The sequence below is a fragment of the Streptomyces sp. DvalAA-43 genome, assembly GCF_900091725.1.
GTDB classification, from domain to species: domain Bacteria; phylum Actinomycetota; class Actinomycetes; order Streptomycetales; family Streptomycetaceae; genus Streptomyces; species Streptomyces pulveraceus.
Map to the genome: position 1 here is coordinate 12,464 of NZ_FMBW01000014.1, position 24,967 is coordinate 37,430.

Annotated in this window: 19 protein-coding genes; 11 read left to right on the forward strand and 8 right to left on the reverse strand. The window is 69.3% G+C overall.

Going from position 1 to position 24,967, the window contains the following annotated elements; translation table 11 throughout:
* Positions 1 to 98: 98 nt before the first annotated feature.
* Positions 99 to 1,631, reverse strand: coding sequence for an amidohydrolase family protein (locus tag GA0115234_RS03170; protein ID WP_093539290.1), 1,533 nt, complete (start codon positions 1,629 to 1,631; stop codon positions 99 to 101).
* A 386-nt stretch (positions 1,632 to 2,017) separates the two neighbouring features.
* On the opposite strand from GA0115234_RS03170, the gene GA0115234_RS03175 reads away from it, so the two are divergent.
* Together GA0115234_RS03175 and GA0115234_RS03180 are read left to right on the forward strand one after the other, a co-directional pair.
* Positions 2,018 to 2,737: a 2-phosphosulfolactate phosphatase gene (locus GA0115234_RS03175; RefSeq protein ID WP_093539291.1), complete on the forward strand. Its 720-nt coding sequence runs from the start codon at positions 2,018 to 2,020 to the stop codon at positions 2,735 to 2,737.
* A gap of 328 nt (positions 2,738 to 3,065) precedes the next feature.
* Entirely contained in the window at positions 3,066 to 3,857 is a 792-nt protein-coding gene (locus GA0115234_RS03180; protein WP_093539292.1) for a DUF2785 domain-containing protein, read from the forward strand.
* A 186-nt stretch (positions 3,858 to 4,043) separates the two neighbouring features.
* Here GA0115234_RS03180 and GA0115234_RS03185 read toward each other — a convergent pair whose 3' ends face one another.
* The 3 genes from GA0115234_RS03185 to GA0115234_RS03195 form a co-directional block, all read right to left on the reverse strand.
* Positions 4,044 to 5,327: a hypothetical protein gene (locus tag GA0115234_RS03185; RefSeq protein ID WP_093539293.1), complete on the reverse strand. Its 1,284-nt coding sequence runs from the start codon at positions 5,325 to 5,327 to the stop codon at positions 4,044 to 4,046.
* 343 nt (positions 5,328 to 5,670) lie between these two features.
* A complete protein-coding gene (locus tag GA0115234_RS03190; protein ID WP_093539319.1) occupies positions 5,671 to 6,351 on the reverse strand; it encodes a class I SAM-dependent methyltransferase in 681 nt (226 codons plus the stop codon).
* A gap of 497 nt (positions 6,352 to 6,848) precedes the next feature.
* Positions 6,849 to 7,595 (reverse strand): alpha/beta fold hydrolase, encoded by a 747-nt coding sequence (locus GA0115234_RS03195; protein WP_237541053.1) that lies wholly within the window; start codon positions 7,593 to 7,595, stop codon positions 6,849 to 6,851.
* Positions 7,596 to 8,013: 418 nt separating this feature from the next.
* On the opposite strand from GA0115234_RS03195, the gene GA0115234_RS03200 reads away from it, so the two are divergent.
* Together GA0115234_RS03200 and GA0115234_RS03205 are read left to right on the forward strand one after the other, a co-directional pair.
* Complete coding sequence (locus GA0115234_RS03200) at positions 8,014 to 8,190, forward strand: hypothetical protein (protein ID WP_237541054.1); 177 nt, start codon at positions 8,014 to 8,016, stop codon at positions 8,188 to 8,190.
* Between the two features lie 149 nt (positions 8,191 to 8,339).
* On the forward strand, positions 8,340 to 8,909 hold the full coding sequence (locus GA0115234_RS03205) for a GNAT family N-acetyltransferase (protein WP_093539320.1): 570 nt from the start codon (positions 8,340 to 8,342) through the stop codon (positions 8,907 to 8,909).
* A 370-nt stretch (positions 8,910 to 9,279) separates the two neighbouring features.
* On the opposite strand, the gene GA0115234_RS03210 is transcribed toward GA0115234_RS03205, so the two are convergent.
* A complete protein-coding gene (locus GA0115234_RS03210) occupies positions 9,280 to 10,623 on the reverse strand; it encodes an MFS transporter (protein WP_093539321.1) in 1,344 nt (447 codons plus the stop codon).
* A gap of 472 nt (positions 10,624 to 11,095) precedes the next feature.
* Here GA0115234_RS03210 and GA0115234_RS03215 point away from each other — a divergent pair, with 472 nt between their 5' ends.
* Together GA0115234_RS03215 and GA0115234_RS03220 are read left to right on the forward strand one after the other, a co-directional pair.
* Positions 11,096 to 12,799 carry an amidohydrolase gene (locus tag GA0115234_RS03215; RefSeq protein ID WP_093539295.1) on the forward strand — a complete coding sequence of 568 codons (1,704 nt, stop codon included), beginning with the start codon at positions 11,096 to 11,098 and terminating at the stop codon, positions 12,797 to 12,799.
* A 31-nt stretch (positions 12,800 to 12,830) separates the two neighbouring features.
* Positions 12,831 to 13,607: a helix-turn-helix transcriptional regulator gene (locus tag GA0115234_RS03220; protein WP_093539296.1), complete on the forward strand. Its 777-nt coding sequence runs from the start codon at positions 12,831 to 12,833 to the stop codon at positions 13,605 to 13,607.
* 55 nt (positions 13,608 to 13,662) lie between these two features.
* Here GA0115234_RS03220 and GA0115234_RS03225 read toward each other — a convergent pair whose 3' ends face one another.
* The 3 genes from GA0115234_RS03225 to GA0115234_RS03235 all read right to left on the reverse strand — a co-directional run bounded on the left by GA0115234_RS03225 (position 13,663) and on the right by GA0115234_RS03235 (position 17,953).
* Complete coding sequence (locus tag GA0115234_RS03225; RefSeq protein ID WP_141718381.1) at positions 13,663 to 14,223, reverse strand: hypothetical protein; 561 nt, start codon at positions 14,221 to 14,223, stop codon at positions 13,663 to 13,665.
* A 209-nt stretch (positions 14,224 to 14,432) separates the two neighbouring features.
* Positions 14,433 to 16,526 (reverse strand): DUF6351 family protein, encoded by a 2,094-nt coding sequence (locus GA0115234_RS03230; protein ID WP_237541055.1) that lies wholly within the window; start codon positions 16,524 to 16,526, stop codon positions 14,433 to 14,435.
* A 284-nt stretch (positions 16,527 to 16,810) separates the two neighbouring features.
* Positions 16,811 to 17,953: a mandelate racemase/muconate lactonizing enzyme family protein gene (locus GA0115234_RS03235; protein ID WP_093539298.1), complete on the reverse strand. Its 1,143-nt coding sequence runs from the start codon at positions 17,951 to 17,953 to the stop codon at positions 16,811 to 16,813.
* 234 nt (positions 17,954 to 18,187) lie between these two features.
* Here GA0115234_RS03235 and GA0115234_RS03240 point away from each other — a divergent pair, with 234 nt between their 5' ends.
* From GA0115234_RS03240 to GA0115234_RS03260, 5 genes are all read left to right on the forward strand, one after another.
* Positions 18,188 to 19,189, forward strand: a complete 1,002-nt coding sequence (locus tag GA0115234_RS03240; protein ID WP_256088586.1) for a LacI family DNA-binding transcriptional regulator — start codon at positions 18,188 to 18,190, stop codon at positions 19,187 to 19,189.
* 134 nt (positions 19,190 to 19,323) lie between these two features.
* Positions 19,324 to 20,664, forward strand: a complete 1,341-nt coding sequence (locus tag GA0115234_RS03245; RefSeq protein ID WP_161275559.1) for an ABC transporter substrate-binding protein — start codon at positions 19,324 to 19,326, stop codon at positions 20,662 to 20,664.
* A 7-nt stretch (positions 20,665 to 20,671) separates the two neighbouring features.
* Positions 20,672 to 21,622, forward strand: coding sequence for a carbohydrate ABC transporter permease (locus GA0115234_RS03250; RefSeq protein ID WP_093539301.1), 951 nt, complete (start codon positions 20,672 to 20,674; stop codon positions 21,620 to 21,622).
* Positions 21,619 to 22,497 carry a carbohydrate ABC transporter permease gene (locus GA0115234_RS03255; protein ID WP_093539302.1) on the forward strand — a complete coding sequence of 293 codons (879 nt, stop codon included), beginning with the start codon at positions 21,619 to 21,621 and terminating at the stop codon, positions 22,495 to 22,497. Before GA0115234_RS03250 ends, GA0115234_RS03255 begins: the two co-directional genes overlap by 4 nt.
* A gap of 175 nt (positions 22,498 to 22,672) precedes the next feature.
* Entirely contained in the window at positions 22,673 to 24,964 is a 2,292-nt protein-coding gene (locus GA0115234_RS03260) for a hypothetical protein (protein WP_093539303.1), read from the forward strand.
* The last annotated feature ends 3 nt before the right edge of the window (positions 24,965 to 24,967 follow it).

Consider the following 24,967-nt stretch of genomic DNA (forward strand, 5'->3'; position numbering starts at 1 on the left):
GTCGCCGTCTTGAGGGCGTGAAGACTTGAGGGCTTGAAGACTTGAAGAGGCGACGCTGGCCGGCCCACCGCCGCCCCGCGAGGACGGGCGCCGGTCGGTCAGTGGGCGCAGATGTGGGGAGCCGCTACGCCCGTCGCCGGGGGCTCGCTCGCGGCAGCGGCGCGCGCCACGTCGGCCAGCAGGCGCAGGCGCTCCGCCCGGTCCAGATAGCGGCCGTCGACCAGGACGGAGTGGATCCGCTGCGTATGCCGGATGTCGGTGCGCGGGTCCGCGTCCAGGACCAGCAGGTCGGCGCGGTCGTCCGGCAGGCCGAGCATCCGGGCGGGCGCGGTGGTCACCGCGTGGAGCACGTCCCGCGTGGGCAGCCCCGCTTCGACGAGCAGTTCCAACTCGTGGTGGAGGGCGAAGCCGGGAACCGCGTAGCCGGTGCCGGTGTCGGTGCCCGCGATCAACTGCACACCGGCCCGGTGGAGTTCCGCGACGAGGTGCAGCCGGTGTTCGTAGATCCGGTGGATACGGGAGACGTCCTGCGCGGTGCGACCTGCGGTCAGGGAGGACCAGATGGTGGGCCAGGACTCGGTCAGCCAGCCGGGCAGGTACGCGAACTCCGGTGAGTCGGTGGGCAACTGGTCGGTGCGCTCCAGCGAATGGTGGACGGTGAGGGTCGGGACGACGCGGGTTCCATTGGCGGCGAGCCGGTCGAAGAGGGCACGGGTACGGCCGACGTCGTACGTCTGCACCGCCTCCCACTCCACCGCGTGCACCTGCCGGAACCAGCTCGCGTAACGCTCGAAGCTGGTGCCGAGGGCGGGGTCGATACGGATCTTCGCCATGGCCCGCCTGATCTCGGCCTCCCGGGCCGAGGTGGCGAGGAGGAGGGCGTGCAGGTGCTCGATGGACTGCTGCCCGGTGTCGCTCGCGCGGGCGATGGGAAGGGTGTCGGGGCAGTGGCCCGCGTGACGCAGACCCTGCCGACGGGACTCGTCGGCGATCGCCTCGTACGCCTCTGGCGTGAGCCGCGAGTACACCTTGACGAAGTCCGCACCGCTCGCCTTCGCCTCGCGCACCGCACGGCGCGCGGACGGGGCGTCGGCGACCTCGACGACGCGATCGCCGGTGTCATTGGCCCACAGTGAGGGCCGCCCGTCGATGATCGAGCTGGAGATCACCCAGCGCGGGCCGAGGAGCTTGCCCGCGCGGACCTTGTCACGCCACTCGTGGTGCAGGGGGCTGCCCCACATCTCGCGGACCGCGGTCACACCGTTGAGCGGGAAGAGGGGCGGCAGCACGGTCTCGGGCCCTTGGTTGTGGACATGGGACTCGACGAGGCCGCCCATGACGATGTACTTGCCGGTCAGGTCGTACGTCGTCGTCCCGTGCGGAATCGGGACCTCGGCCGAACGGCCCGTACGAATGATGCGGCCGTCGCGTACGAGCACGGTGCGGTCGGCGCCCGCGCCCAGGACGGTGGCGTGGGTGAGAGCGATGGTGTTGCCGGGGTGCTGACCGGAGGCAGCCGTCGTACGGTCCGGAGTCGTGCGGGGGACGGCCGCCGCGGGCGGTGCGGCGGACAGGAGGGCGCCGCCGGTGAGGGCGGCCGAGGTGGCGAGGGCTTCGCGTCGAGTGGACATGGCACCACTCTGGTCCGGGCCGGATCCTTGGTCACTGGCGCCAGGCAGTGGGTACGGGGTGCTGGTGGCACCACCATGGGGAGTGGCACCACCATGGGGAGTGGCACCACCACGTGAGCGGCCCCATCGGCCGGCGGGACGTGCACTCCGGAAACCCGGGACTCCGGAACCCCGAAACGTCGGAACCCTGAAACCCCGGAACCTCGGCACCTCTCGCCGAAACACAACACCCTGCGGCTTCGACGACCCGGTTCGGAGGGCGGGACGCGGCCGAGGACTCCGGGCAGGCACCGAGGCCCTCCGCAGCTGCGGACGCGGCGCGGCCCTTCCGACGACAGCCCGCCCACTCGTGCCTCTCGGTGGTCCAGAGGCGTCAGAATGGTGCGATGGACCATCACTTCGTGGGCATACCCGAGTTGACCGGCGCTCCCCGCGTCGCTGTCGTCATCGACGTCATGCGCGCCTTCACCGTGGCCGCCTGGGCCTTCTCGCGTGGTGTCGAGAAGATCGTCCTGGCCTCGACGCTGAGCGAGGCACTTGCCTTGAAGGAGAGCCACCCGGGTTGGCTGGCGTTGAAGGACGGAGCTCCGGCAGCGGGCTTCGACGCGGTGAACTCACCTGGCCTGCTCAGGTCATGCGATTTCACCGGCCGCACGCTGGTGCAGAAGACGACGGCAGGGACCGTGGGCGCGTTGGCCGTCGCGAACGCACCGCTGGTCCTGTGCGCGAGCTTCGTGGTGGCCGGCCCGACCGCGCGATTCCTGCAGACCAAGGATCCCGGCCCGGTGACGTTCGTCATCACCGGCGAGGACGGCCGGGCCGACGAGGACCTGGCCTGCGCTGAATACATCAGTCGATCCATGGCCGGAGGCGAAGTCGAGGCGGCCCCGTATCTCGACCGCGCGAGGACTTCTCGTGCCGCGGCCGATCTTGCCGGTGGACTGCGGAGCGGATACCACCCCGACGATGTCGATCTCTGCTTGGAAATCGACAGGTTCCCCTTTGCGATGATGGCTCGCCAGGAAGAGTCTCTGACGGTGCTCCGTCCCGTTACGGTGCCTGACATCCCGGATGCCCGATACCTGACTTCACTGGGCGGCACCTGACTCCACCGGTCGGAACCAACCGGGAACCCCGTCCGGTAGGCCGCCGGAGTACCGGACGAGGACCTCATCCACTGGGGTGTGGCGCGAGTTCAGCCGGTGAGAGCTTCCAACGAATCCCGTCTCCGGGCGGCCGCCTGTGCTGGACACACACGATCATCGGCTTCGCGCGCTGGACCGGGCCGCCGCGCATCATCCTGTCCGGCGCCGACGGGCAGGGTCATGCGGGCGCAGGAACTACCGTGTCTGGCCGGGAAGTTGACAGGTTGGGGTGGATACCCGGACATAATTCACAGGCGCGCGGCCGCGGGAAGGACCTATTCTGCCCGCCATGACCGACTGGAAGAGTGTCGAGGCCGCCGACTGCGCCGTGCCCACCGACCGGCCCATGGACGACCTCGTCCGCGAGCTGTCCCATGCCCTGGCGGATCCCGATCCGCTGATCCGGGACGGCGCGCCCTACACCGTCCTCGCGACCTGGATCGCCCGCGGGACGATCGGGACGTCCCGGCGACTGGAGCTGGGGGACGAGATGGCCACCCGGTTCACCGACCCGCGGGTCGAGGCCCGCACTTTCGCGCCCCTCGTGCTCGACATGCTGGTGGCCGCGGGGGACTTCAAGGGCGGCTGGGTGGACGCGTTCGAGCGCTGGTACCCGGCGGAGCAGGATCTGCGCGGCCACGACGAGACGCTCGGCTGGCTTCACGCGGTGGCGCACGGCGCGGACCTGCTCGCCTGCTTCGGTCGCCATCCCGAGGTGGCGCCGGTGCGGATGCTGGACCTCGCCGCCGCTCGGCTGACGGCGCCCACCGACCACGTCTACGACCAGATGGAGGACGACCGCCTGGCTCGGGCGATCGCCCGGGTCCTCACCCGCACCGACCTGAGCGAACGCGACGCCGTCGGCTGGCTGGACGAGATAGCCGACCGCTTCGGGGCCGACCGCATCAGCACCCCGGTGCCCGCTCACCTCAGCAACTGCCTGCGCACCCTGCGTCTGCTCTACATCCTCGCCGACCGAGGCGTGCGCCCCACCAGCGAACTGCCCGCAGAGCCCCTCCACCACCGCGACGCGGTCAAGTCGGCCACCGCCACCGTCCTCGACCGGATCGTCAGACGCTGACCGACGGCACCCGGTTCCGCCGGGCGGACCGGCGTGCACGCCCTCCACGGACGACGCGGATGATGCTGATCGCACACACCGGCCTCGTTCCCCGCCGACGGCGCTGTACTGCACTGTGCTGCACTGCGCTGCGCTGCGCGCGCCGATCACTTCCGCTTCAGCGCGGCCGGCCGCAGCTCAAGCTGGTCAATGGGCTTCCCCCAGGCAGCTCAGGGCTTGGCGGAAGTCATCGAGGGCGGGCCTGAACTCGTGGACGGCGGCGTGGAAGGTCGATCGGTCGATCAGGCCCCTGGCCAGTTTTCGCCTTCCTTCCGCCGGGTCGTGCTGAGACAGCCGGTGGGCCAGGGTCACCCCGCCGTCGAACAGGGAGCGCACGTGCTCCGCGAACAGATGGGTGCGCTGCTCCCAGTAGACGGCGGAGCGGACGGTGAGGACCCGATGCAGGCGGACCAGCTCGGCCAGATGCCGGTCCGGATCCTCGGTGGCTCGCGGAGCGAGAGCGTCCACCTCTTCGCGGAGGGCATGACGGCTGTCGAAGTAGCGCCGCTTGGCATCGGGTGACCACCACATGGGCGCCGCTCCCGACGGCGGACGCGGCTCGCCGGGCGCAGGGCGATCGCCTTCGGCACCGGAGATGGTCAGCAGCACCGCCCAGAACGACGTCTGATAGCCACTCCAGGATTTTCGCTCACCGTTATCGGCCAACTCCGTCAGCAAGGCGAGTGCCTCTTGCCGCACGAGGGCCGCCTGCTCGCCTCGGCCATGGGTGTCGAGCATCTGTGCGTACCCGATGAGCGAGTAGAGATGGCAGGCCATCGGGACGCGGTCATTCGCGGCTTCGACCGCTTCCGTGCTGACGAGAGTCCCGAACGCGGCGAGTGCTTCACCGGACCGGCCGGCGTCATGGAGAGCGGCGATCCACTCCAGGAGTGACCAGGCGAGACTTCCGTCGCCGGGCCCGTTGGGCAGGATCGCTGCGACCAACTCGGTCATGGCATCGGCAGCCTCCGCGTACCGGCCTTCCCCGGAGAGACCGGCAGCCCATTCATGCAGCCCCTTGACCACGAGGTGTCCGGACCGTTCGGCCTGTGCACGGCCCATGGCGAGCATCTCGGCGCGCATGGCGAGCCCTGCGGCGCGCCGACCCAGGTCGTACAGCTCTCTCTGGCAGGAGTTGAGGGCCCCGTACAGAACATCCGCACGGGCAGGTTCGGCCGGATCGATGGCCCGCGCCGCGGCCACCGCCTCCTCGCACAGCGCGAGACAGGCCGCATGCTTCTTTCCCGTGCCGGTGTCGTAGCTCAGGCGTTGCAGCGCCCTGGCCAAGAGCGGCAGGTATGAGGCGGGGCTGACCTGAGCGAGCACCCGGTAGGCGTCGACTTCCTCGCGCGGCGTGCGGCGTCCCGACGCGAGCAGCACATTCCGCGCCCGCATGATGTCGTCCTGATCGACTTTCCCCGAGTGATTCATGACGGAGATTCTGGGCGCCTCGGAGGAGGCCGGACAAGGCTGGTCACCTGTGCCGTTCCTCCTACGAAAACGCCCTCTGACCTGTCATGATGGATGTGACATCACTTCCCCGGGGCGCCGGGTGCTGAGCTTCCTGTATCGATGGGCCTCGAAGGAGATGTCGACGGTATTGCCGCAGCGGATGCCACGGCTGCACCACCCGGTACTCCCGTGGCCCGCCCCGGGGCCGGAACTGCCGCATCTTCAGCTGGATATACGCCCCCGCACGGCGTCAAGGGCGTCCGAGGAGAAGGCCCGGTGCGGATGGGCGTATGTTGCGGGGGCCTGCCGCGAGCGAGGGGTCTCAGCGCAGTCGGCGCGCGCGCAGCACCAGGTCGTCGGTATGGTGCGCGCCGGCACCGCCCTCGGGTGTCACCCGTGGCCGCTGCTCGTTCACCTCCACCTCCCAGTCGTCGTCGAGCAGAGCGGTGACCATCGAGGGCCAGACGTAGTCGGCCGGGTCGAAGCCGCTGTCGTTCGCGTGCTGGTTGTCCATCCCCGCGTGGTGGACGAGCAGCAGTACGCCGCCGGGCGCGACGGCCGCGAGCAGTGCTCGCTCGGCTGCGGCGTCGGGGGTGCGCAGCAGGGCCGGGTACTGCGCGGAGACCAGGTCGAAGGAGGCCGGCGGGAGCATCGCCTCCGTCAGTGCGGCGTGTACCCAGCGAACGGCGAGGCCGGCGTCCCGCGCGTGCCCGGCCGCCCGCTCCAGCGCCACGCCCGAGACCTCGACCGCGGTCACGTCCCAGCCGTTGCGCGCGAGCCAGACGGCGTCCGCGCCCTCGCCACAGCCGACATCGAGCACCCGCCCGGGGGTGAGCCCGGCGGTCTCGGCCACGAGCGCACCGTTGGGCCGGCCACTCCACAGCTGTTGTCGGTCGGCGTACCGGCTGTCCCACTCCGCCCGCACGGCGGGGTCTCCGACGTATCCGTCGACAGGCGAGGGGGTGTCGGACATAGGTGTTCCTGCTGCGATGTTGTCGGTCACGGGCCCACCGTCGCCCATCGCGTTCGGGTCAGGCCACTTCTGTTGCCGGTCCGGCAAAACGGTGTCCAGGGGGACGGCTGACCTGCCGCAGCCAAGGCTGAACGCTTCTCATCGCAGGCTGAGTGCCGAACGGAGCGATGGCTCCCGAGGCGGAGGCGCTGAGTGCGGCGCTGAGGTGAGTACCCATGCTGTCTGCAGGAGTTGAGCCCGTCACGCACCCGATCCGGCCTGTCCGGGGAGTGGGACTCGCCGAAAGGTCGGTGAGACGGAGCTGCTCCGACTCAGCCCACTCAAACGATGAGACACGATCCCCACCACCTGCGGATCGGTGTCCAGAGGAGCGAATTGACCCACCTGCTCGGCACGATCGTTGAAGCCGAGTCCGACCCCGTTCGGCGCGAGTTCCTGGAAGGGTTCCCGGAAGGCTTCGCGCTCCTTGACGGTGTCTGGAAGCAGGTCCTGAGGACGGAGCGGAGACCGTCGACCTGCCACACACGTCATCCGCGTGCGGTGGCCATCTTCTCGATCTCGCTGAGAACGAGGCCGGGGCGCTCGCTCGGGATGTCGTGCGAGCTGCCCTCAGCGGTGACGAGTGTCCGGTCAGGGCCGGCCTTCGCGAACGCGGTGGCGGCGTCCCGCCAGAGCTGGGCATCCTCGGGGGACCCGTCGAACGGGGTCTTCTCCGACACGATGACGGTGGCGGGGACGCTGCCGGGCCAGGAGACCTGGTGGTACGCCCGGTGCATCGGTGCGTAATTCTCCGCGGTGGCGATCAACTGACGGTTCTCCTTCGTGGAAGGGTCCGCCTTCGCCGCATCGACCTGCGGTTTGTTCGCGGCTACGAGACGGGCGATCTCCTTGTCGGTGTAGAGCTCCGGCAGGCTCGCGTCGACGAGCACCGCACCAGAGACCAGCCGCGGGTTCGCGCGGGTGAAGTAGGTCGCGACCTCGCCCGCCTGGGAGTGTGACACCAAGATGACATTCCGGGTGACACCGAGTTCGCGCAGACCGATCTCCAGATCGCTGACGGCGCTCTCCACCTTCCAGGGGCCCGGCACCTCGTCACTGTCACCGAGCCCGGCCCGGTCGTAGGTGATGATCTCGGAACCGGTGGCTGCCGCGAGCTTGGGAACCAGATTCTTCCAGTACGAGGAGTCCAGGCCCCCGCCCGCGTCCAGGACGATGGCGGGAGAATGGCCGGGAGTGACATGGAACGCCAGACGGCGGCCGTCGTCATTGATCATATGCAACGTCGGGTCGGCTGCCGGTTTCGAAGCCGACGCGGTCGGCGCCGCTGAAGCCGACGAGGCGGAATCCTCCGGAGCGGAAGCGCCGGTTTCGCTACAGGCCGTGAGTGTCCCGGCAGTGACGGCCAGGAGGAGCATCGTTGGCAGCACCCGGCGTGCGTGTCGGCGAGGCAGGAAGTTCGTCATCGGGGGTGGTCCTCCGGGATTCGTTGGTGCGGCTGTGCTGAACGAGCACCATCCTCGGCGTATCCGACTCCTCGATCGATCCGGCTACCACGATGATCGCAGGGGCCGTTTCGGCACCGCGCGCAGTGGGGCTGTCCCCCTTGGCCTCCCCGACGTAGTGGCTGCGCAGCGCGTTCCGTCGCATGATGCCCTGACCACGGCCGCAGGGGATCGGAGGCAGTCTCCGAGCGTGTTCTTCACCTTCCGTCCGCGTCGTAGGGTTCCCGCGAAGGCAAGAGAACTCGGCGAGACCCTCGCCCAACTGGTCGACGAGGCCGAGGAAAATGCAGAGGGCCAGCCCGTGCACGGCGTGTTGGTGGCGCTCTACCAGCAGTCTCTGCCGGCCAGCACCACCAGTTCCGCCTAGGAGCGTGGGTCGGTGAACAACTCCTGGAATGCCGCGCCTCGTGGTGGGGTGGGGCTGTCGGGCTGCTGTTGAAAAGGCGTGGCTGCCCGTCAGTTGTGATGCGACAATCAGTCCGCATCTTGATCCACATCCGCGTTCCGGAGGTTCGCATGGACGTCGCCTCGCTGCTGCCGTTGACCACGGCCCGGTTGTCGCTGCGTCTGTTCACTCCCGGCGACGTCGACGACCTGTACGCCTACCAGAGCCTGCCGAGCGTGGCGCGCTACTTGTACCGGCCGCCGCACACGCGGGAGCGCAGCGAGCAGGTTGCGGCCGAGCGCGCGGCGCACTCGGTTTGGTGCGCCGACGGGGACAAGCTGGCGCTTGCTGTGTGCCGACGCGATGAGCCCGGCGTTCTTGGCGAGGTGACGCTCACCCAGGCCGATGCCCGCGCCGCCCAGGCCGAGATCGGCTGGACTCTCGACCCACGTCACGAGGGGCACGGCTATGCGACCGAGGCGGCCGTGGCGCTGGCCGGGTTTGCCTTCGACAGGCTCGGCGTGCACCGGCTCTACGCACGGCTGGATGTGGAGAACACCGGGTCCGTGCGGGTCTGTGAGCGCCTCGGGATGCGTCGGGAGGCGCACCTGGTCGAGAACGACCTCGACGGGGATCGCTGGGGCAGCGAGTACATCTACGCGGCACTGGCCGCGGACATGGGCGGTCAATCAGGCAGTTGAGCCTGCCGGCGCCTGGACACCGACCCCGACTTCGCCGCGTGGTTCGAGCCGCTGTCGGACGGCATCCGCGAACTGGCATCGTGGACGCGGCCGCACTCCGGACTCGTGCGGCTTCAGATCGCGCTCACGGACTTGGCCGACTTCCTCGCCCCGGACTCCGACCGCTTCCCGGACCACCGCAGGTCCTGGCTGAGCCTGCTGTGAATGATCGAGACAGCTGTTCGTGGTGAACACCGGCCGCCGCCCGACCCGCCGCGACATGGCCGCACGCTTCGCGGACGGCGAGGTCGCGCGGCAAGTCGAGTGCTTCGCGGACAGCGAGGGCTGCGGCCCAGGTTGTCGATGGCACGGACCGCAGCCCTGGCCCGGGTCAGCCGAGCGGTCGCTCCGTCACCGCGGCGGGCAGGGAGATCCGCCAGGCGACGAGCCCGGCCGCGGCGAGGCCGACGGTGGCCAGGAGGCTGCCGGCGAGGAAGGGGTCGGTGCCCTCCAGGGCAGGAGCGAACCCGACGCCGACGCAGATCGTGATCCCGGTGGAGCCGCCCAGTTGGTCGGCGGCCCGCTGGATGCCGGAGGCGATGCCGGCGTCGTCCTCGGTCACTCCGGTCACCGCGACGTACTGCAGCCCGACGGTCCCGAGCCCCATCCCGGCGGCGATGAACACCATGGCGGGGATCATCGCCAGACCGGTGGCCTCGAAGTGGGAGACCAGGGCGATGGCGGCCATCGCAAGGACGGTGGAGCAGATTCCGGCCAGGACACAGACCCGTGCGCCCCACTGCCCGAGCAACCCGGGAACCAGTACCGAGGCCACGATCAGGGACACCGCCAAGGGCAGCATCGTCAGTCCGGCCCGGAGCGGGCCGGCGCCCAACCGGCCCTGGAGGTAGTAGGCGAACAGCAGGAACGACGTGGACAGTGCCGCGCTCAGCAGAGCGGTGGCAAGGTTGGCCAGGACGCGCGGTCGACTGCGGAAGAACCGCAGGGGCACCAGCGGGTTCCGTGACCGGCGCTCGACCCTGATGAACAGGGCCCCGGCGACTGCTGCGCCGACCAGTGCCACCGGCGGCAGCCAGGGCAGTGTGCTGTCCGCCTTCCCCGCTTCGACGACCCCGAGGGTGAACAGCAGCGGAGCCGCGATCAGCAGGAGCGAACCGGGAAGGTCCGAAGACATGGACTCGGCAGGTCGCTCACTGGGCACGAGGAAGACCGCCGCAGCGAGTACGACCAGGATGAAGGGCACCGACACCAGGAAGATCCACCGCCAGCCGAACAACTCGGTGACGATCCCGGAGACGACGAACCCGAGGACGAGACCACAACTCGCCACGGCCGCCCACACACTCAGCGCCCGTGACCTGCGTGGCCCTTCAGGAAACATGAGCACGATCACTGCCATCGCTGCGGGAAGAGCCAGCGCTTCACCGACGCCCTGCAGCAGCCGGGCTGTCACCAGCAGGATGAAGGACGGGGCGAGCCCGGCCAGCAGGGACGCGGTGCCGAAGAGAGCTGTGCCGAGCAGCAGGATGCGGCGCCTGCCGAGTACGTCGCCCAGTCGGCCGCCGAGCATCAGCAGCCCGCCGCCGGTGATCGTGTACCCGACCACGACCCAGGTCAGAGCGTGACCATCGACCCCGAAGTCGGCACCGATCGACGGCAAGGCGACATTGACCACGGTCACGTCCACCGCGATGAAGAACTGCAGCATGGCCATACAGCACAGCGCCAGCCACATACGCACGGGGGACGACGCGTCCCGGCGCGAGAAGGGAATGCCTGAAAACACCAAGTGCTCCGTTGCTCGGAAGAAGTCCCGAGCAGCACGGACGTGCCGCTCCGGTCCAACCACGAAGCGACAGAACGTTCAGCAGAAGTGAGACGAACGCCCCGCCGCTAGCGGAGCGTCCTCGTCACTGCGGCACAAGCCGCGCACGAACCAGCAGACATGAAGCCGATGCTACCGGAGCCGACAACAGGCGATCCCTCGGCGCCGTGCGACCCGAACGGCTCCGAGGACCGGAGCTCATGTACGTGAGGCCCACGACGGCCGAGCGGACAGACCCGACGCCGCCGCGGAGCGCGTATCGGTGGGATGACCGATGTGCGGGGGCGAGGGGTGCGGCCATAGTCCTCGGGAGATCGTTCGCGGGTGGCCGTGGCGCACCCGGTTTTCGAGAGGACCTTTCATGAGCACGTATGCGGATCTGGTGTTCGTCGGCGGGCAGGTGGTCACGGTCGACGCGGAGTTCTCCGTCGCCTCGGCCCTGGCGGTGACCGGCGGGGTCATCAGCGCCGTCGGCGGGCGGGACGACGTCGCGCCGCTCATCGGACCCGGCACCCGTGTTGTCGACCTGCGGGGCGCGACGCTGCTTCCCGGCATCAACGATTCCCATCTGCACGGATGCGCCTTCGGCATGGCGACGCCGCCGCTCTCCCTCGACCTCACTCATCCTGCCGTGTCCTGCCTCGCGGACGTGGCCGAGGTGGTACGGGAGGCCGTCGGGCGGGTTCCGGCAGGGCAGTGGATCACGGGACACGGCTGGGACACCGGCTATCTCGACGAGTGCGTCTCCGACCCGTCGCGGCTGCCCTCGCGGCGCGACCTCGACGCCGTGAGCCCGGACCACCCCGTCGTTCTGTACTCCTTCTCCGGACATGCCACCTGGGTCAACTCCAAGGCACTGGAGCTCATAGGCATCGACCGGCACACCGTCGCCCCGCCCGGCGGAGCCATCGTCGTGGACGAAGCGGGGGAGCCGACCGGGCTGCTCCACGAGGGGGCCCAGGCCCTGGTCCAGAACGTGCTGCCGCCGCTCAGCCGGCAGGAGCGCACCGACGCGATCCGCTCGACCCTCGCCACGCTCGCCCGCCTCGGCGTGACCAGCTACACCGAGCCCGGTCTCGGCCCCGGCGGCGACGGCATCATGCGGGGCGCACTCGGTGCGGAGACCCTCGACGTCTACCGCCGGCTGCTGGCCGACGGCGAACTGACCGCCCGCCTCGGCGTCCTGCTCCTGCCCACCGGCATGGCCGGCACCGCCGAGGAGTTCGCCCGCACCCTCACCGCCCTCGGCAAGCCCGGCGACACCGATCCGCGCCGCCTCGCGATCCACGGGGTCAAGCTCTTCGCCGACGGCATCGTCCCCAACAAGACGTCCTGGATGCACGAGCCGTACGTCGGCGGCGGCTGCGGCTCCCTGTGCGTCGGCGGCGAGACCGACACCGAGCGGATCGCCGAGATCGGCGCCATGATCCGGCATGCCCACGCCGCCGGGCACCAGATGGGCGTCCACGTCACCGGCGACCGGGCCATCGACACCGTCGCGGACGCCTTCGCCGCGGCCATGGCCGAGCACCCGCGGCCCGACGCGCGCCACTACGTCATCCACGGCGACTTCCTCACCGCACACAGCATGAAGGTGCTGGCCGCGCTCGGCTTCGGCGTGAACATGAACCCCACCATCAAGTGGACCGTCGCCGACATGGAGGAGGACTTCGTCGGCGCCGGACGGGCCGCGTACGCCTGGCCCTACCGTGACGCCATCGACGCCGGCGTACGGGTCGCCAGCGGGTCCGACGCCCCCGTCACATACCCGGACTGGCGCCAGGGCGTCGCCACCATGATGCTGCGCGAGTCGAAGGCCGCCGGCCGGGTCAGCGGCCCCGAGCAGTGCATCGGCCTGGCCGAGGCGATCCGTACGTACACGATCGACGCGGCCTGGCAGGACTTCGCCGACGACTGGAAGGGCTCCCTGGAACCGGGCAAGGTCGCCGACCTCTGCGTACTCGACGGAGACCTGCTCACCACCGACCCCCACGACATCCCGGAGATGCCCGTCGTCCTCACCGTCATGGACGGGCAGGTCGTGCACGACACCCTTCGCGATTGACGTATTCCGGGCACCTGATCATCCTTGGACGATGACAGCGGAGCGGAGCACGACGGACATCCTGGACGCGGCCGTTCATGTCCGCGAGGCCGCCAGGAGCGCCACGTGCGGCGCGACCGGCGTCGACACGGTCCTGGCGGCGCTGTCGGAGGTGGTGGAGTACGACCACGCCTCCCTGACCCGGTGGGACCCACTGCGCCGACGCCACACCACCCTCGCCGGGAGCTACCCGGACGACGCCACGGCCTACATCGAGACCCGTCTCCACGACGACCCGATGTTCTCCGTGCTCCGCAGTCCGGCCCGGGGCGGTCTCTGGCTCAGGGACGTCCCCGGGCAGCTCCTGGCGGCGTCCCCGGGCTTCCAGGACGTGCTGCGTCCGCTCGGCATCGAGGACGGCGTGGCCCAGTGTCTCTTCGCCGCCGACGGCCGGTACGTCGGCATGCTGAACGTCAGCACCCGTCGGCCACGGCGCACGCCCGATCCGGCGCGCGCCGTGGTCACCCTGCTGACCGAGGCCCTCGCCGCGGCCGTCGGCCCCTGCGCGGGCCCGCCGCCCGAGGAGAGCGTCACGGCAGATCCTGTCGTGGACGCGCGGCGGCCCGGCGGACTCTCGCCGCGGGAGGTCCAGGTACTGGCCGAACTGACCGTCGGCCGCACCAACCGGGAGATCGCCGAACGGCTGTACATCACACCGCGCACCGTGGGGACCCACATCGAGCACATCCTCGCCAAGCTCGACCTCCCCAACCGCGCGGCCGCCGCCGCCCGAGCCGTCGCCTGGGGAATCGAGCCCTCCTCCCGCTGACTCGCCGGGCGCCGCCGTCCGTGCGGCGAGCGGAGGTACCGGGCGGGCGGGGCCGCTACCCCGGGAAGGGGGCGACGGCCTCTCCGCCGGCCAGCGCGTTGAGCCGTGCGGCCGCGTCGTCGTCGAGGAAGAAGAGGGTCATGGCCTGGCCGTTGTGCCGGACATGAAAGCGCCGTTCCCCGTCCTCCAACTCGTCGATGAGATAGCCGACCACCATCAGGTCGGCCCAGTCGTCCCTGACGTCGATGGGCCAGCTGTTCCGCCGGCCGTTGGCCGTGTACTCGATCCACGCCTCCTCCTCGCCGAGGTCGACGTGGTCCCGCAGCTTGGACAGGGCGTCCGGCAGGCCGGCGATCCGGCACAGCTGCCGGGCGATCGCCACGTACGAACCCGGGCCACGGACGCACTCGGTGTCGAAGTGCCACGCCCGGTCGCAGAACCACCGCTCCCACGGCTCGTCCTCGACCGCGCAGCCCAGGGTGAACAGCAGCACGTCGAACGGCTTGCTCTCGTACTCCTCCCGCGGCGACGAGTACAGCAACTCGTCCACGGTCCGGCCGGCCGCGAGCGGCAGCCCCAGTTCCGCCAACCTGTCCAGCTGATCCTCAAGAAGCATGCCCGGGATCGTAACCGCCGCTTCGGACAACGCCTCCGGACCGGCCCGGTACGACCTGGAGGTGCACAGCTTCGCCCACCCGAAGGAGGACCCGAAGGAGGACAGGTGCCGACCTGGGCGAACACGGGGATCCACCGCCACTGGCATCGAGGCGAGAGTTCGCACCTGCCCGCACCTGCCCCTGCTTCGGGTCGTCTACCGCGAACCCGTCACTGCTGGTCGAAGGAGAGCCATGTACCGGCGAGGCCCTGCTGCCCCGCCCCGGGCTGGGACCAGTCGCAGACACCGGTTCGGAAGATCGACTTCAGATCCTCGAACTGGCCGTCGGTCACCGGCACTTCGTAGTCGGAGCGGACGACGGGACGCTTGCGGCACTTGACGATGTCGTTGGCCACATCCGCTCCGGCGACCATCCGCGGCGATGTCCACACCGGGTAGAGGGTGTTGCACTCGGTGTTGTCGATGCCCTCGACCTGGGGCTCCACGATCTTCTTCGCACCGATGCCACGGGTCCAGCAGGCGTCCGTGAGACCCTGCGGCTGGTTGCGGACGATCTTGTCGATGGGGGCGTCGTCGCCGGCGTCTCCCTTGATGCCGGTGAGCCACTGGTCCATGTCGGCCAGCATCCCGGCGAGAGTGAATCCGTGCCCGCTGGAGCGGGTGAGCATGACCTGGTTGGCGTGGGTGCCGTTGGCCTTGTCCAGGCGCGCCCGGGTGGAGAAGGACTGGAAGCGCATGTGCATGTCGCCGGCCGCCGCGTCGTCCGTGTAGTCGCGGTAGTCGATGATCGGAATGTCGGCGAGGCCGCCGCCGCCGTTCAGCAAGCGGCCCGTGCGGTAGGCGAGCCGTACCGCCTTGAGATCGGCGACGGTGCGCTCCGCGGCGGGCTTGGCGTCGTCGTCGAGGCCGCCGATGCGCCGGTTCAGGTCGATGAACTGGTCCATGTCGATCGTCCCCTTGTTGAGGGCGTCGAGTCCGTACTGGATACCGGTGTTGTCGAGCGGCCTGCGCGCCTTCCCGGTCTCCGGTACCTCGCCGTAGACGTTCACGGTGTGGCTGTAGACGTCACACCGGGCACCGTCCGGGTTGGTGTCGGGGTTGTAGCGCTGTCCCGCGGGCAGCTGGGCCGGGCAGAACACCGTGGGGTCGATACGGCCGCCGGCCCTGGCCAGGCTGCCGATGCTCTCCCACTTCCCGAACCCGGAGACCGCCCTCTGCTGCTCCTTGGTGAATGCGTCCGGCGCGACGTCCTTGAAGTAGTGGTTCAGGAGCCGGGCGTCGCTGAGCGTCTGGATCGTCCCGAAACCGACGTCGGGGAAGCTGCAGCCGGAGAGGATGCCGTCCAGCAGGCCCGGGTAGTTGTCGGCGATCTGGTGGGTCTGGTACGAGCCGCCGGAGCAGCCGTTCCCGATGGTGAAGGCCGGGACTCCGTACGTCTCCACGAAGTGTTCCTTGACCATGCTCATGGTCTCGGCGGCCAGCACGTCGTTGCAGTTGTTGCCGAAGACATTGAGCGTGGAGGACGCGACGGCGTAGCCCTTGCTCAGATACGTGTCGTTCATGATGCCGACGGTGTTGCGGCCCTGGACGTACCAGCCGCCGTCACAGCCCCCGCCGAAGCCGTACACGAGGCGCCCGTTCCAGCCCGGCCCACGCTCCAGCGGGTCGGGGGTACCGGCGTTCGGGTCGTACAGCACGGCCGTCTCGTAGATGCCGCGGTTGATGGTGCCGGTCTCCACGCGGACGATGTACGGCACCTTCTTGCCCGCGCTCGTCGTCGCGGTCGCCAGGTCGGCGGGCCGGGCGTTCTCGTCGGGCAACGGAACGAACGTGCCGGCCGTGGTGCGATACATGTAGTCGACGCGGGTCTCGACCGAGCAGTCCTCGTCGATCGGCTGCCCGAGGGTGGCGCCGGTGACCGTCTTGAACGCGGCGGTGTCACAGACGAACGGCTGCTCGTGCGGCCCGGAGAACATCGGCCCCGTGATGGGGTGGTTCTTCAGGGTCAGCTGTCCGGCGTCCGCGCCCTGGGCCCTGGCCGTGAGCCTGTTGTCGCCCCGGGTCAGCTCCTTCACCACGCCCATCAGCGCATGGTCGCCGGAGGGCCGGAAACTCGGGGTCACGTCCCGGCCCGCCACCTCGACCCGGACCGTGTCGGCCGCTATGGAGGCGGGCACCTCGACCCGTATCAGGGCGTCGTCCCCCGACACCGTGCCGGGCCGCGACGACACCACCGTCACCTGTAGCTTCTCGCGTTCCTGGCTGCCGGCCGGCGTCGCCGACACGCCAACCAGCACGCCCATGAACGCTATGCCGACCAGGCCCAGTCGGACCGGTCTCGCGGTTCTTCCGAACGACACGACGGAACTCGCCTCACTTTCTGGAGTCGGAGATCGTGCTCAGTGTGTGGATGCGGGCCATGGGCCCGCCGGGACGGTGATGCGAAGGTCCCGTTGTCAGGGGGTGCGCGGATCGTCAGGTCCGGGTACGCGCCGGGTGGCCGTGTGCAGGTCCTGCGCGATCCGGCTCAGGTCCGGACCCGTGCCGGTGGCCACGTCAAGCGCCCGCACCTTCCGGCCGCACGCGGCTACCAGTTGGTGAACGCCCCGTCCGCCGTGCGCAGGTGCGGGCGCTCGGCCGCCGCGGCCTGGTACCGCCGCGCCTCCTCCCGGTCGATGCCGATGCCGATGCCCGGCAGCTCACTCGGCTCCACCCGCCCCGGCAGGATCGTCGGCCGGGCGGTGAAGAGGGCGGCGATCGCCGGTTCGAGGTCGGTCTGGTGCTCCTGGACCGCCACATTGGGGCAGGCCAGGTTGAGCTGGAGCGAGGAGGCGGCGGTGACCGGGCCGAGCGGGTTGTGGGTGGCGAGCTTGATGTGGTGGGTCTCCGCCATCGCCGCGATCTTCTTCGCCTCGGTCAGGCCCGCGGCCACCCCGACGTCCACGCGTGCGTAATCGATGAGGTCGTCCTCGATCAGCGTCCTGAACTCCCATTTGGAGCCGTACTGCTCACCTGCGGCCAGTGGTACGCCGGTGCGGGCCCGCAGCATGCGGTAGCTGTCCGGGTTCTCACAGCGCAGTGGGTCCTCGACGAAGTACGGGCGGGCCGCCTCGATCTCCCGGCACAGGGTCAGCGCCTCCGGCGGATCCAGGCGCGTATGGACGTCCAGGATCAGCTCCACCTCGTCGCCGACCGCGTCCCGCACCTGATGGAAGAGGTCGACCGAGTCGCGCAGGCAGCGGCGGGCGTCAAGCGTGCCGTCGGCGTCGTGCGGCGAGGCGAACCGCAGATGGCGCCAGCCCTCGGCGACCAGGTCACGGCAGCGGTCCAGGAACCCCGCGCGGTCGTGGTAGCCGTCGCCGACATGCACATAGGCGGGTACGTGATCACGCACCCGTCCACCGAGGAGCTCGTGCACCGGTACGCCGAGCGCTTTGCCGCGGATGTCCCAGAGGGCCACGTCCACCGCTGCGATGGCGGCGCCGAGTATGCGGTCGGCCGGGAAGAACCCGCGCCGGAACATCACCTGCCAGAGGTGCTCGATCCGTCGCGGGTCCTCGCCGACGATCAGCTCCGCCAGGTGTTCGAGACCCCCCGCGACCGCCCGTTGGCGTGACCTGATGCCGACCTCGCCCAGACCGTGGATGCCCTCGTCGGTGTCGACCACGACCAGCATCATGCTGTCGCCGTGGTCGGGGAGAGTCAGCACTTCCAGGCCGGTGATCTTCATTCCACTCCTCTATGAAAACGTTCCCGCAATTTCAGTGCTGTTCTTGAGGGCACATCATCAGCAGTAGTCGGGCCGAAGCACAAGACCCGTGCATGCAGAAGGTTTTCCTGGATGAAATAGTCCTGACACGTGTCTTGACACGTCATGGGAACGTTCGCAAACATCAACCGAACTTGCAGGATCCAGATGCGAGACGACCGGGTTCCCCCGGCTCAAGCGACAAGGAGGCCGTCCGTGGCAGTCACGATCCGGGAGGTGGCGAGCGCCGCGGGCGTCTCGGTGTCGACGGTGTCCCGTGCGTTCACCGCACCCGGCCAGGTGCAGCCGACGACACGGCAGCGCATCCTCGACGCCGCGGCCGAGCTCGGCTACTCCGCCAACCCGGCCGCCCGTTCACTGCGCGGCAGCGGCACAGGGACACTCGGCCTGATCGTCCCGGACATCGCCAACCCGTTCTTCCCGCCGATCATCAAGGCGATGCAGGCCCGCGCCCGGCACCTGGGCTACACGGTCCTGGTCGCCGACAGCGACGAGCGCGAGGCGGACGAGCTGGCCGCCATCGCGGCCGTGTCGAAGCGGGTCGACGGCCTGATCCTGTGGGCCTCCACCCTCACCGAGAACCGGCTCCACGAACTCGCGGGCCGGATGCCGCTGGTGGTGGTGAACCGGCATGTGCCGGGCATCCCCGAGGTCCGGATCTCACTGTCCGCCGGCATCGCGCAGGCCGCCGAGCAGTTGAAGGCGTACGGTCATCGGCGCTGCGTCTTCATCAACGCGTCCCGCGCCGAGCTGAGCCGCGGGAAGTCCATCCAGGAGTCCTTCGAGGCGCTCGACCTCTCCCTGTCCGAGCTCGGCCCGTACGAGCCGCGGTTCGAGACGGGCGTGCACGCCGCCACCCTCGTCGCCGCCCACGAAGCGACGGCCGTGATCGCCCACAACGACCTGGTCGCCCTCGGTGTGCTGCACCAGATGGCCAACCTCGGAGTGAGCGTGCCGCGCGACGTCAGCGTCATCGGCATCGACGACACACTGCTCGCCTCCGTCTCCACCCCCAGCCTCACCACGATCAGGATCGACCCCGAGGAGATCGCCACGCGGGCGGGGGACCTCCTGATCGAGACGATCGCGAGCACGACAGGACGTACTGGACAAGGACGTGACGTCGCTGCCCCCTTCGTGGAGATCGGCTCCCGCCTGATCCCCCGCGCCTCGACGGGCCCCGCACCCGCCCACTGATCCACGGCGCACACCACCCCAACGAACAAAACACCGCAGTGCACTGCACCGCATTGCACCGCACCGAGCCCACTCCTGCCCTTCTTGGAGCCGTTATGCCCAGAAACTCCCGCTGTGCGGCCATACTTGGCTGCATGGCGCTGACCGCGACCCTCGCGGGCTGTTCCTCCCTCACCCCGAGCAGCGCCGGCGGGGACGGCGATCTCGTGCTGCGGGTGCAGGGCATGCCGCCGGCCACCGACAAGCCGGGGGTCGCCCTGTTCAAGAAGCAGGTGGCCGACTTCGAGAAGGCCAACCCGGGCATCAAGGTCAAGGGGTCGACCACGGTCTTCGACCCGCTGACGTTCTCCGCGAAGCTGTCCGGCGGCAATGTCGAGGACGTCATCAAGGTGCCGCTGACCGAGCCGCAGCGGCTCATCCAGCAGAAGCAGGTGCAGCCGATCACCGGGCAGCTCAAGGAGTGGAAGCACTTCAAGGAGTTCAACCCCCAGGTCCTCCAGCCGCTCACCGACAGCGCCGGCGACGTGTACGGCGTACCGCAGAATCCGTACGCCCAGGGCCTGGTCTACAACCGCGAGCTCTTCGAGAAGGCCGGCCTCGACCCCGACAAGCCGCCGACCACCTGGGCGGAAGTCCGGACGGCCGCCAAGAAGATCAGCGACAGCACCGGCAACGCGGGCTTCGTCCACGAGTCCAAGGACAACCAGGGCGGCTGGCAGCTGGCGATGCTGTCGTACGCCTTCGGCGGCGAGCTGGAGAAGGAACAGGGCGGCACGTACACCGCCACGCTCACCGGGGAGCCGACGAAGAAGGCGTTGCGGCTGCTCAGCGACATGCGCTGGAAGGACGATTCGCTCGGCAAGACCCTCCTCAACAACCAGAACGACGTGATCAAGCAGTTCGCGGCCGGGCAGGTCGGCATGTTCATGGGCAGCCCGGGGACGTACCGACTGGCGAAGATGCAGTTCGGCATGGAGAACACCGACGCCTTCGGAGCGGCCCCGATGCCGCAGTCCGGCGGCGACGCGACACTCACCGGCGGCGACATCTACATGGTCCCGAAGTCCGCCGACAAGAAGCACGCGGCAGCCGCCGTCGAGTGGCTGACCTTCGCCTACGCCAAGCCGCAGTACAGCACCGACATCGCCGCCGAGCAGGCCAAGGCCCTCTCCGCCGACCCGAAGTCCGCGGTGGGCGTGCCGACACTGCCGGTCTTCGACAAGAAGCGGCAGACCGAGATCGACGCCGCGATCAAGCCGTACGTCAATGTGAAGCCGCAGAACTTCAAGCCGTACATCGAAGGTCTCTCCACGCTGAAGCTGAAGCCGGAGCCGCCGTACCAGGCACAGAAGCTGTACACCGCGCTCGACCCGGTGGTCCAGGCTGTGCTCACCAAGCGCGACGCCGACATCGACGCCCTGCTGGCCTCGGCCGAGAAGGACGTCAATGCCAAGCTCGCCGCGGACCAGAAGTAGCCCGCCCATGGCCCTGCTCACTCCCTCCCGGCGCCCGGCCGCCGTGTCCAAGGAGCCCGTACCGCCGGCCCTGCCGCAGCGGCGGCGTGGCACCGGCGCCCGCAAACAGCTCACGGCCTGGCTGTTCCTCGTTCCCGCGCTGCTGGTCTTCGGGCTCTTCGCCTGGTGGCCGATCGTGCGCAGCCTGCTGATCAGCTTCCAGAAGACCAACCTGGTCGAACCCGCGGTCTGGGTCGGCCTGGACAACTTCCGTACGCTGTTCGACGATCCGCTGCTCGGCACCGCCATCGGGAACACGCTGTTCTTCGTGGTCCTCGGCCTGCTGATCGGCTTCCCGGCGCCGCTGATCCTGGCCGCGATCATGTCGACGGTGCGGCGCGGCGCGGGCGTCTACCGCTTCCTGGTGTATCTGCCGGTGGTCATCCCGCCGGTGGTGGCGATCCTGCTCTGGAAGTGGTTCTACGATCCCGGAAGCGGGCTCTTCAACAACGTCCTCGGCAAGGTCGGGCTCGGCCCTTACTCGTGGCTGGAGTCCTCCGACAGCGCCATGCTCTCGCTGGTCCTTGAGGCCACCTGGGCGGGGATGGGTGGTGCCGTCCTGATCTACCTCGCGGCGATGGTCGGCATCCCCGGCGAACTCTACGAGGCCGCCGAGGTGGACGGCGCCGGGATCTGGCGGCGGATCTGGCACGTGATGCTGCCCCAGCTGCGGTCCGTCATCGGACTGCTGCTGCTCGTCCAGCTGATCAACACGGTGCAGGTCTTCACCGAGCCGTACATCTTCACCGGCGGCGGACCCGAGAACTCCACCCTCACGGTCCTGCTGCTGATCTTCCGGTACGCCTTCCAGGACGGCGAGTACGGCCAGGCCGCCGCGCTCTCCTTCCTGATGGTGCTCACCCTCGCCCTGCTCTCCGCGGTGTATCTGCGGGCCACCCGCAGCTGGAGCACGTCATGACCACGCTCACCACCTTCGTCTCCACCAGCGACCGCCAGCGCCCCGGCGTGCGCGCCGCGGTCCGCTCCATCCAGGTGTTCACCCTGATCCTGCTGCTGCTCATCGGCATCGGACCGCTGTACTGGATGGTCAAGGGCGCGGTCTCACCGCCCACCGAGCTCACCACTCAGCCCCTGGCCCTGTGGCCGGACCGGCCGGCCCTGGGCAACTTCTCGGCGGCGTACACCGATCTGAGTGTCGGCCGCTATCTGATGAACACCTTCCTGGTGGTCGGCGGATCGTGGTTCGTGCAGCTCTTCGTCTCGGCCACGGCGGGCTTCGCCCTTTCGGTACTCAGGCCGAAGTTCGGCAAGGTCGTCTACGGAGCGATCCTCGCCACGATGTTCGTGCCGTACACGGTGAACATGGTCAGCCTCTTCATGACCGTGATCGATGTGCCGTTCCTGCACATCAACCTGGGCGACACCTACTGGGCGATCTGGCTGCCGGCCGGTACGAACGCCTTCACGGTGCTGCTCGCCAAGCAGTTCTTCGACGCCCTGCCGAAGGAGCTGTTCGACGCGGCGCGGGTCGACGGGGCGAGCACCCGGCAACTGCTCACCAAGATCGTGCTGCCCATGAGCAAGCCGGTGCTCGCCGTGATCAGTCTGCTCGCGGTGATGCACTCCTGGAAGGACTTCATCTGGCCGCTGGTGGCCATCACCGACCCCGAGAAGCAGCCGATCAGCGTCGCTCTCGCCCAGCTCGCCACGCAGGCTCCCCAGGACCAGCTGATCGCCGCGATGGTGCTCGCCGTCGCCCCGCCGGTGCTCGTCTTCGTCGTCTGCCAGAAGTACATCGTCGCCGGGCTCGGCTTCACCGGAGTCAAGGGCTGAGTCCCTCCGGAGCCGACGGCCGGGCCCCGGTTCCCCCACCGCACGTTCCGCTCCGGAACACGCGGAGCATCCGGAACACGCGGAGCATCCGGAACACGCGCAGCATCCCGAACACGTACAGCATCCCGAACACGTACAGCATCCCGAACACCCCGAACAAGAGAAGGGCACCTCCATGTCAGTCGCCCGCCGCGGATTCATCCAGGGCACGGCCGCCGCCACCGGCGCCGCCCTGCTGCCGACCGTTCCCGCGTACGCCGCGGAGCCGGTCACCATCGAGGCCGACGGCATCATCCTGGTCGGCCGGAGCGACGGCAGCGTCCTCGTGCAGGACGGTGCGGGCACCGACCGCATCCTGCTCAGCCACTTCATGATCAAGGACACCGCGCTCGGCCAGCAGCGCACCTTCGGCGGTACGCCCGCCCGGATCACGCTCCCCGACGGGCGGCCCGCGATCCAGATCACGTACACGATGGCGAGCGGCACGCCCGGAGTCACGGTCCGCGGAATCTTCGACGTCACCCCTCGCAAGGCACACATGAAGTGGGAGGTCGGCGGCTCCAGCACGCTCACACCGGCCGGCTTCATGTTCTCCCGCACGGTGTACGGAGCGAGCGCGGCGGAGTCGTACGAAGCACTGACCGTCTGGGAGCGGGACGCCCGGGGCGGCATTCCGTACGAGGTGAACGCGGGCGGCGCGTACGTGGAGACGTGGGCGGGCTCGAAGGGCTTCTTCTGCCTCTCGTCGACCAACCCCGCGAACACCAACGCCACGTGGATCCATTCCCCCGGTTCCTCGACCGGCGCGAGCACCGCGGTCACCGAGGCCGATCTGGTCCTCGGCGATCTGCGGCCGCGCGGGGCGGGAGCGCTCGCCGCCAAGAGGCCCCTCGGCGTGGAGGTGTGGACCGACCAGCCGTTCAACCTCTACCAGGCGGCCGGGCAGACGATGACGCTCAAGGCGCAGGTCGTCAACGGCTCCGCCGCGGCCAGGAAGGTGACCCTGACGTGGTGGGCGCGGGACTTCGGCGGCAGGAAGATCGCCGGTGGAACGCTCTGCAGGAGCCTCGCGGCGGGCGCCGCCTGGGATGCCGCCTTCCCCGTCATCTCCCCCTCGCAGAACATCGTGTTCACCCAGGTGGAGGCGGTCAGCGGCAGTGACAGGGCGCTGGCTCGCACGAATCTGAGCGTGCTCCCGGAGTTCGCCTACAAGGCGGGCAAGGAGTCGATGTTCGGCCTCGCCAACTACCCCTGGCTGCTCAAGCCCGGCAAGGACGCCGTACTCGCGCTCGTCAAGACGCTCGGCATCAAGTGGATCCGCATCGCCTACGCGGGTGCCCCGGGCATCGACATCGCGACTCTGGACGCGAACGGCATCGGACACAACGTGGAGCTCAGCGGCATCCCCGTGGGCGGTGGCCCGGAACAGATCGCGGCCTGGGCCGACACGAATGTCGCCAAGGCCCTGGACGCCGAGGCCGCGTACTTCGAGGTGAGCAACGAGGTCAACCAGCCCTGGATGTCGGGCCGCGGCGCCGACGCCTACGTCCGGGACGGTCTGCGCCAGGTCACCACCCGCCTCGACGCGGCGGGCTCGCGGATGAAGGTCATGAACGCCGGCCTCGGCGGCATGGACTACGTATGGACCAAGAACTTCCATGACGCGGGCGGCTGGGACCTCATCGACGCCTTCGCCTTCCACCCCGGTCGCGGCAACTTCACCCCCGACTTCGCGCCGCCGCCCGAGGAGTGGACGCAGGGGCCGTCCGGCTCGTACTGGAACTTCCTCGGCGCACTGCGCAAGGCGAACCAGGTCCTGGAAGAGTACGGCGGCGACAAGGAGCTCTGGCTCACCGAGGCGTACGCACCGACCCGGCCCAACGCGTGGTGGAGCGACACCTACCGGCACGCCGCCGAGAACACACTGCTCACCCTCGCTCTCGCCAAGTCCGAGAAGGTGCGCGCCGTCAACTGGTACCAGCTGCACGACTCGGTGCTCTACCACCCGCAGGAGGCCGACCCGGCCAACCCCGAGTACCACTACGGCCTGATGAACCGCGACACCAGCGCCAAGCCCTCGCTCCTCGCCTTCGCGACCGCCGCCCGGGTCCTGGACGAGGCCGAGTTCGTCCGGCACCTCGCCTTCGCGGACCAGGACATCAAGGGGCTCCTCTTCACCACACCCGGCGGACCGGTGTCGATCCTCTGGAGCCGCAAGGACGGATACATCCTCAACCCCGAACACGGCGAGGATGCCTGGTACGCGTCGCCGGAGCCCTGGATCGACACCTGGACGACCAGGACCGCGGTCGTCGCCCACTCGGGGACGGTCGACGGCACGGTGCGGGAGCTCAACTGCATCGGCCAGGAACGCACTCTGAAAGCCTCCGGCGGCAAGGTCACCCTCACCCTCGACGGTGCCCCGCGCATCTATTACGGTCTCGCCGCCAATCCCGACTGGAAGTAAGTG

Coding starts and splice junctions, on each gene's coding strand:
- GA0115234_RS03170 (WP_093539290.1), bottom strand. CDS start 1,631: ATGTCCACTCGACGCGAAGCCCTCGCCACCTCGGCCGCCCTCACCGGC.
- GA0115234_RS03175 (WP_093539291.1), top strand. CDS start 2,018: ATGGACCATCACTTCGTGGGCATACCCGAGTTGACCGGCGCTCCCCGC.
- GA0115234_RS03180 (WP_093539292.1), top strand. CDS start 3,066: ATGACCGACTGGAAGAGTGTCGAGGCCGCCGACTGCGCCGTGCCCACC.
- GA0115234_RS03185 (WP_093539293.1), bottom strand. CDS start 5,327: ATGAATCACTCGGGGAAAGTCGATCAGGACGACATCATGCGGGCGCGG.
- GA0115234_RS03195 (WP_237541053.1), bottom strand. CDS start 7,595: ATGATCAATGACGACGGCCGCCGTCTGGCGTTCCATGTCACTCCCGGC.
- GA0115234_RS03205 (WP_093539320.1), top strand. CDS start 8,340: ATGGACGTCGCCTCGCTGCTGCCGTTGACCACGGCCCGGTTGTCGCTG.
- GA0115234_RS03210 (WP_093539321.1), bottom strand. CDS start 10,623: ATGGCCATGCTGCAGTTCTTCATCGCGGTGGACGTGACCGTGGTCAAT.
- GA0115234_RS03215 (WP_093539295.1), top strand. CDS start 11,096: ATGAGCACGTATGCGGATCTGGTGTTCGTCGGCGGGCAGGTGGTCACG.
- GA0115234_RS03220 (WP_093539296.1), top strand. CDS start 12,831: ATGACAGCGGAGCGGAGCACGACGGACATCCTGGACGCGGCCGTTCAT.
- GA0115234_RS03225 (WP_141718381.1), bottom strand. CDS start 14,223: ATGCTTCTTGAGGATCAGCTGGACAGGTTGGCGGAACTGGGGCTGCCG.
- GA0115234_RS03230 (WP_237541055.1), bottom strand. CDS start 16,526: ATGGGCGTGCTGGTTGGCGTGTCGGCGACGCCGGCCGGCAGCCAGGAA.
- GA0115234_RS03235 (WP_093539298.1), bottom strand. CDS start 17,953: ATGAAGATCACCGGCCTGGAAGTGCTGACTCTCCCCGACCACGGCGAC.
- GA0115234_RS03245 (WP_161275559.1), top strand. CDS start 19,324: ATGGCGCTGACCGCGACCCTCGCGGGCTGTTCCTCCCTCACCCCGAGC.
- GA0115234_RS03250 (WP_093539301.1), top strand. CDS start 20,672: ATGGCCCTGCTCACTCCCTCCCGGCGCCCGGCCGCCGTGTCCAAGGAG.
- GA0115234_RS03255 (WP_093539302.1), top strand. CDS start 21,619: ATGACCACGCTCACCACCTTCGTCTCCACCAGCGACCGCCAGCGCCCC.
- GA0115234_RS03260 (WP_093539303.1), top strand. CDS start 22,673: ATGTCAGTCGCCCGCCGCGGATTCATCCAGGGCACGGCCGCCGCCACC.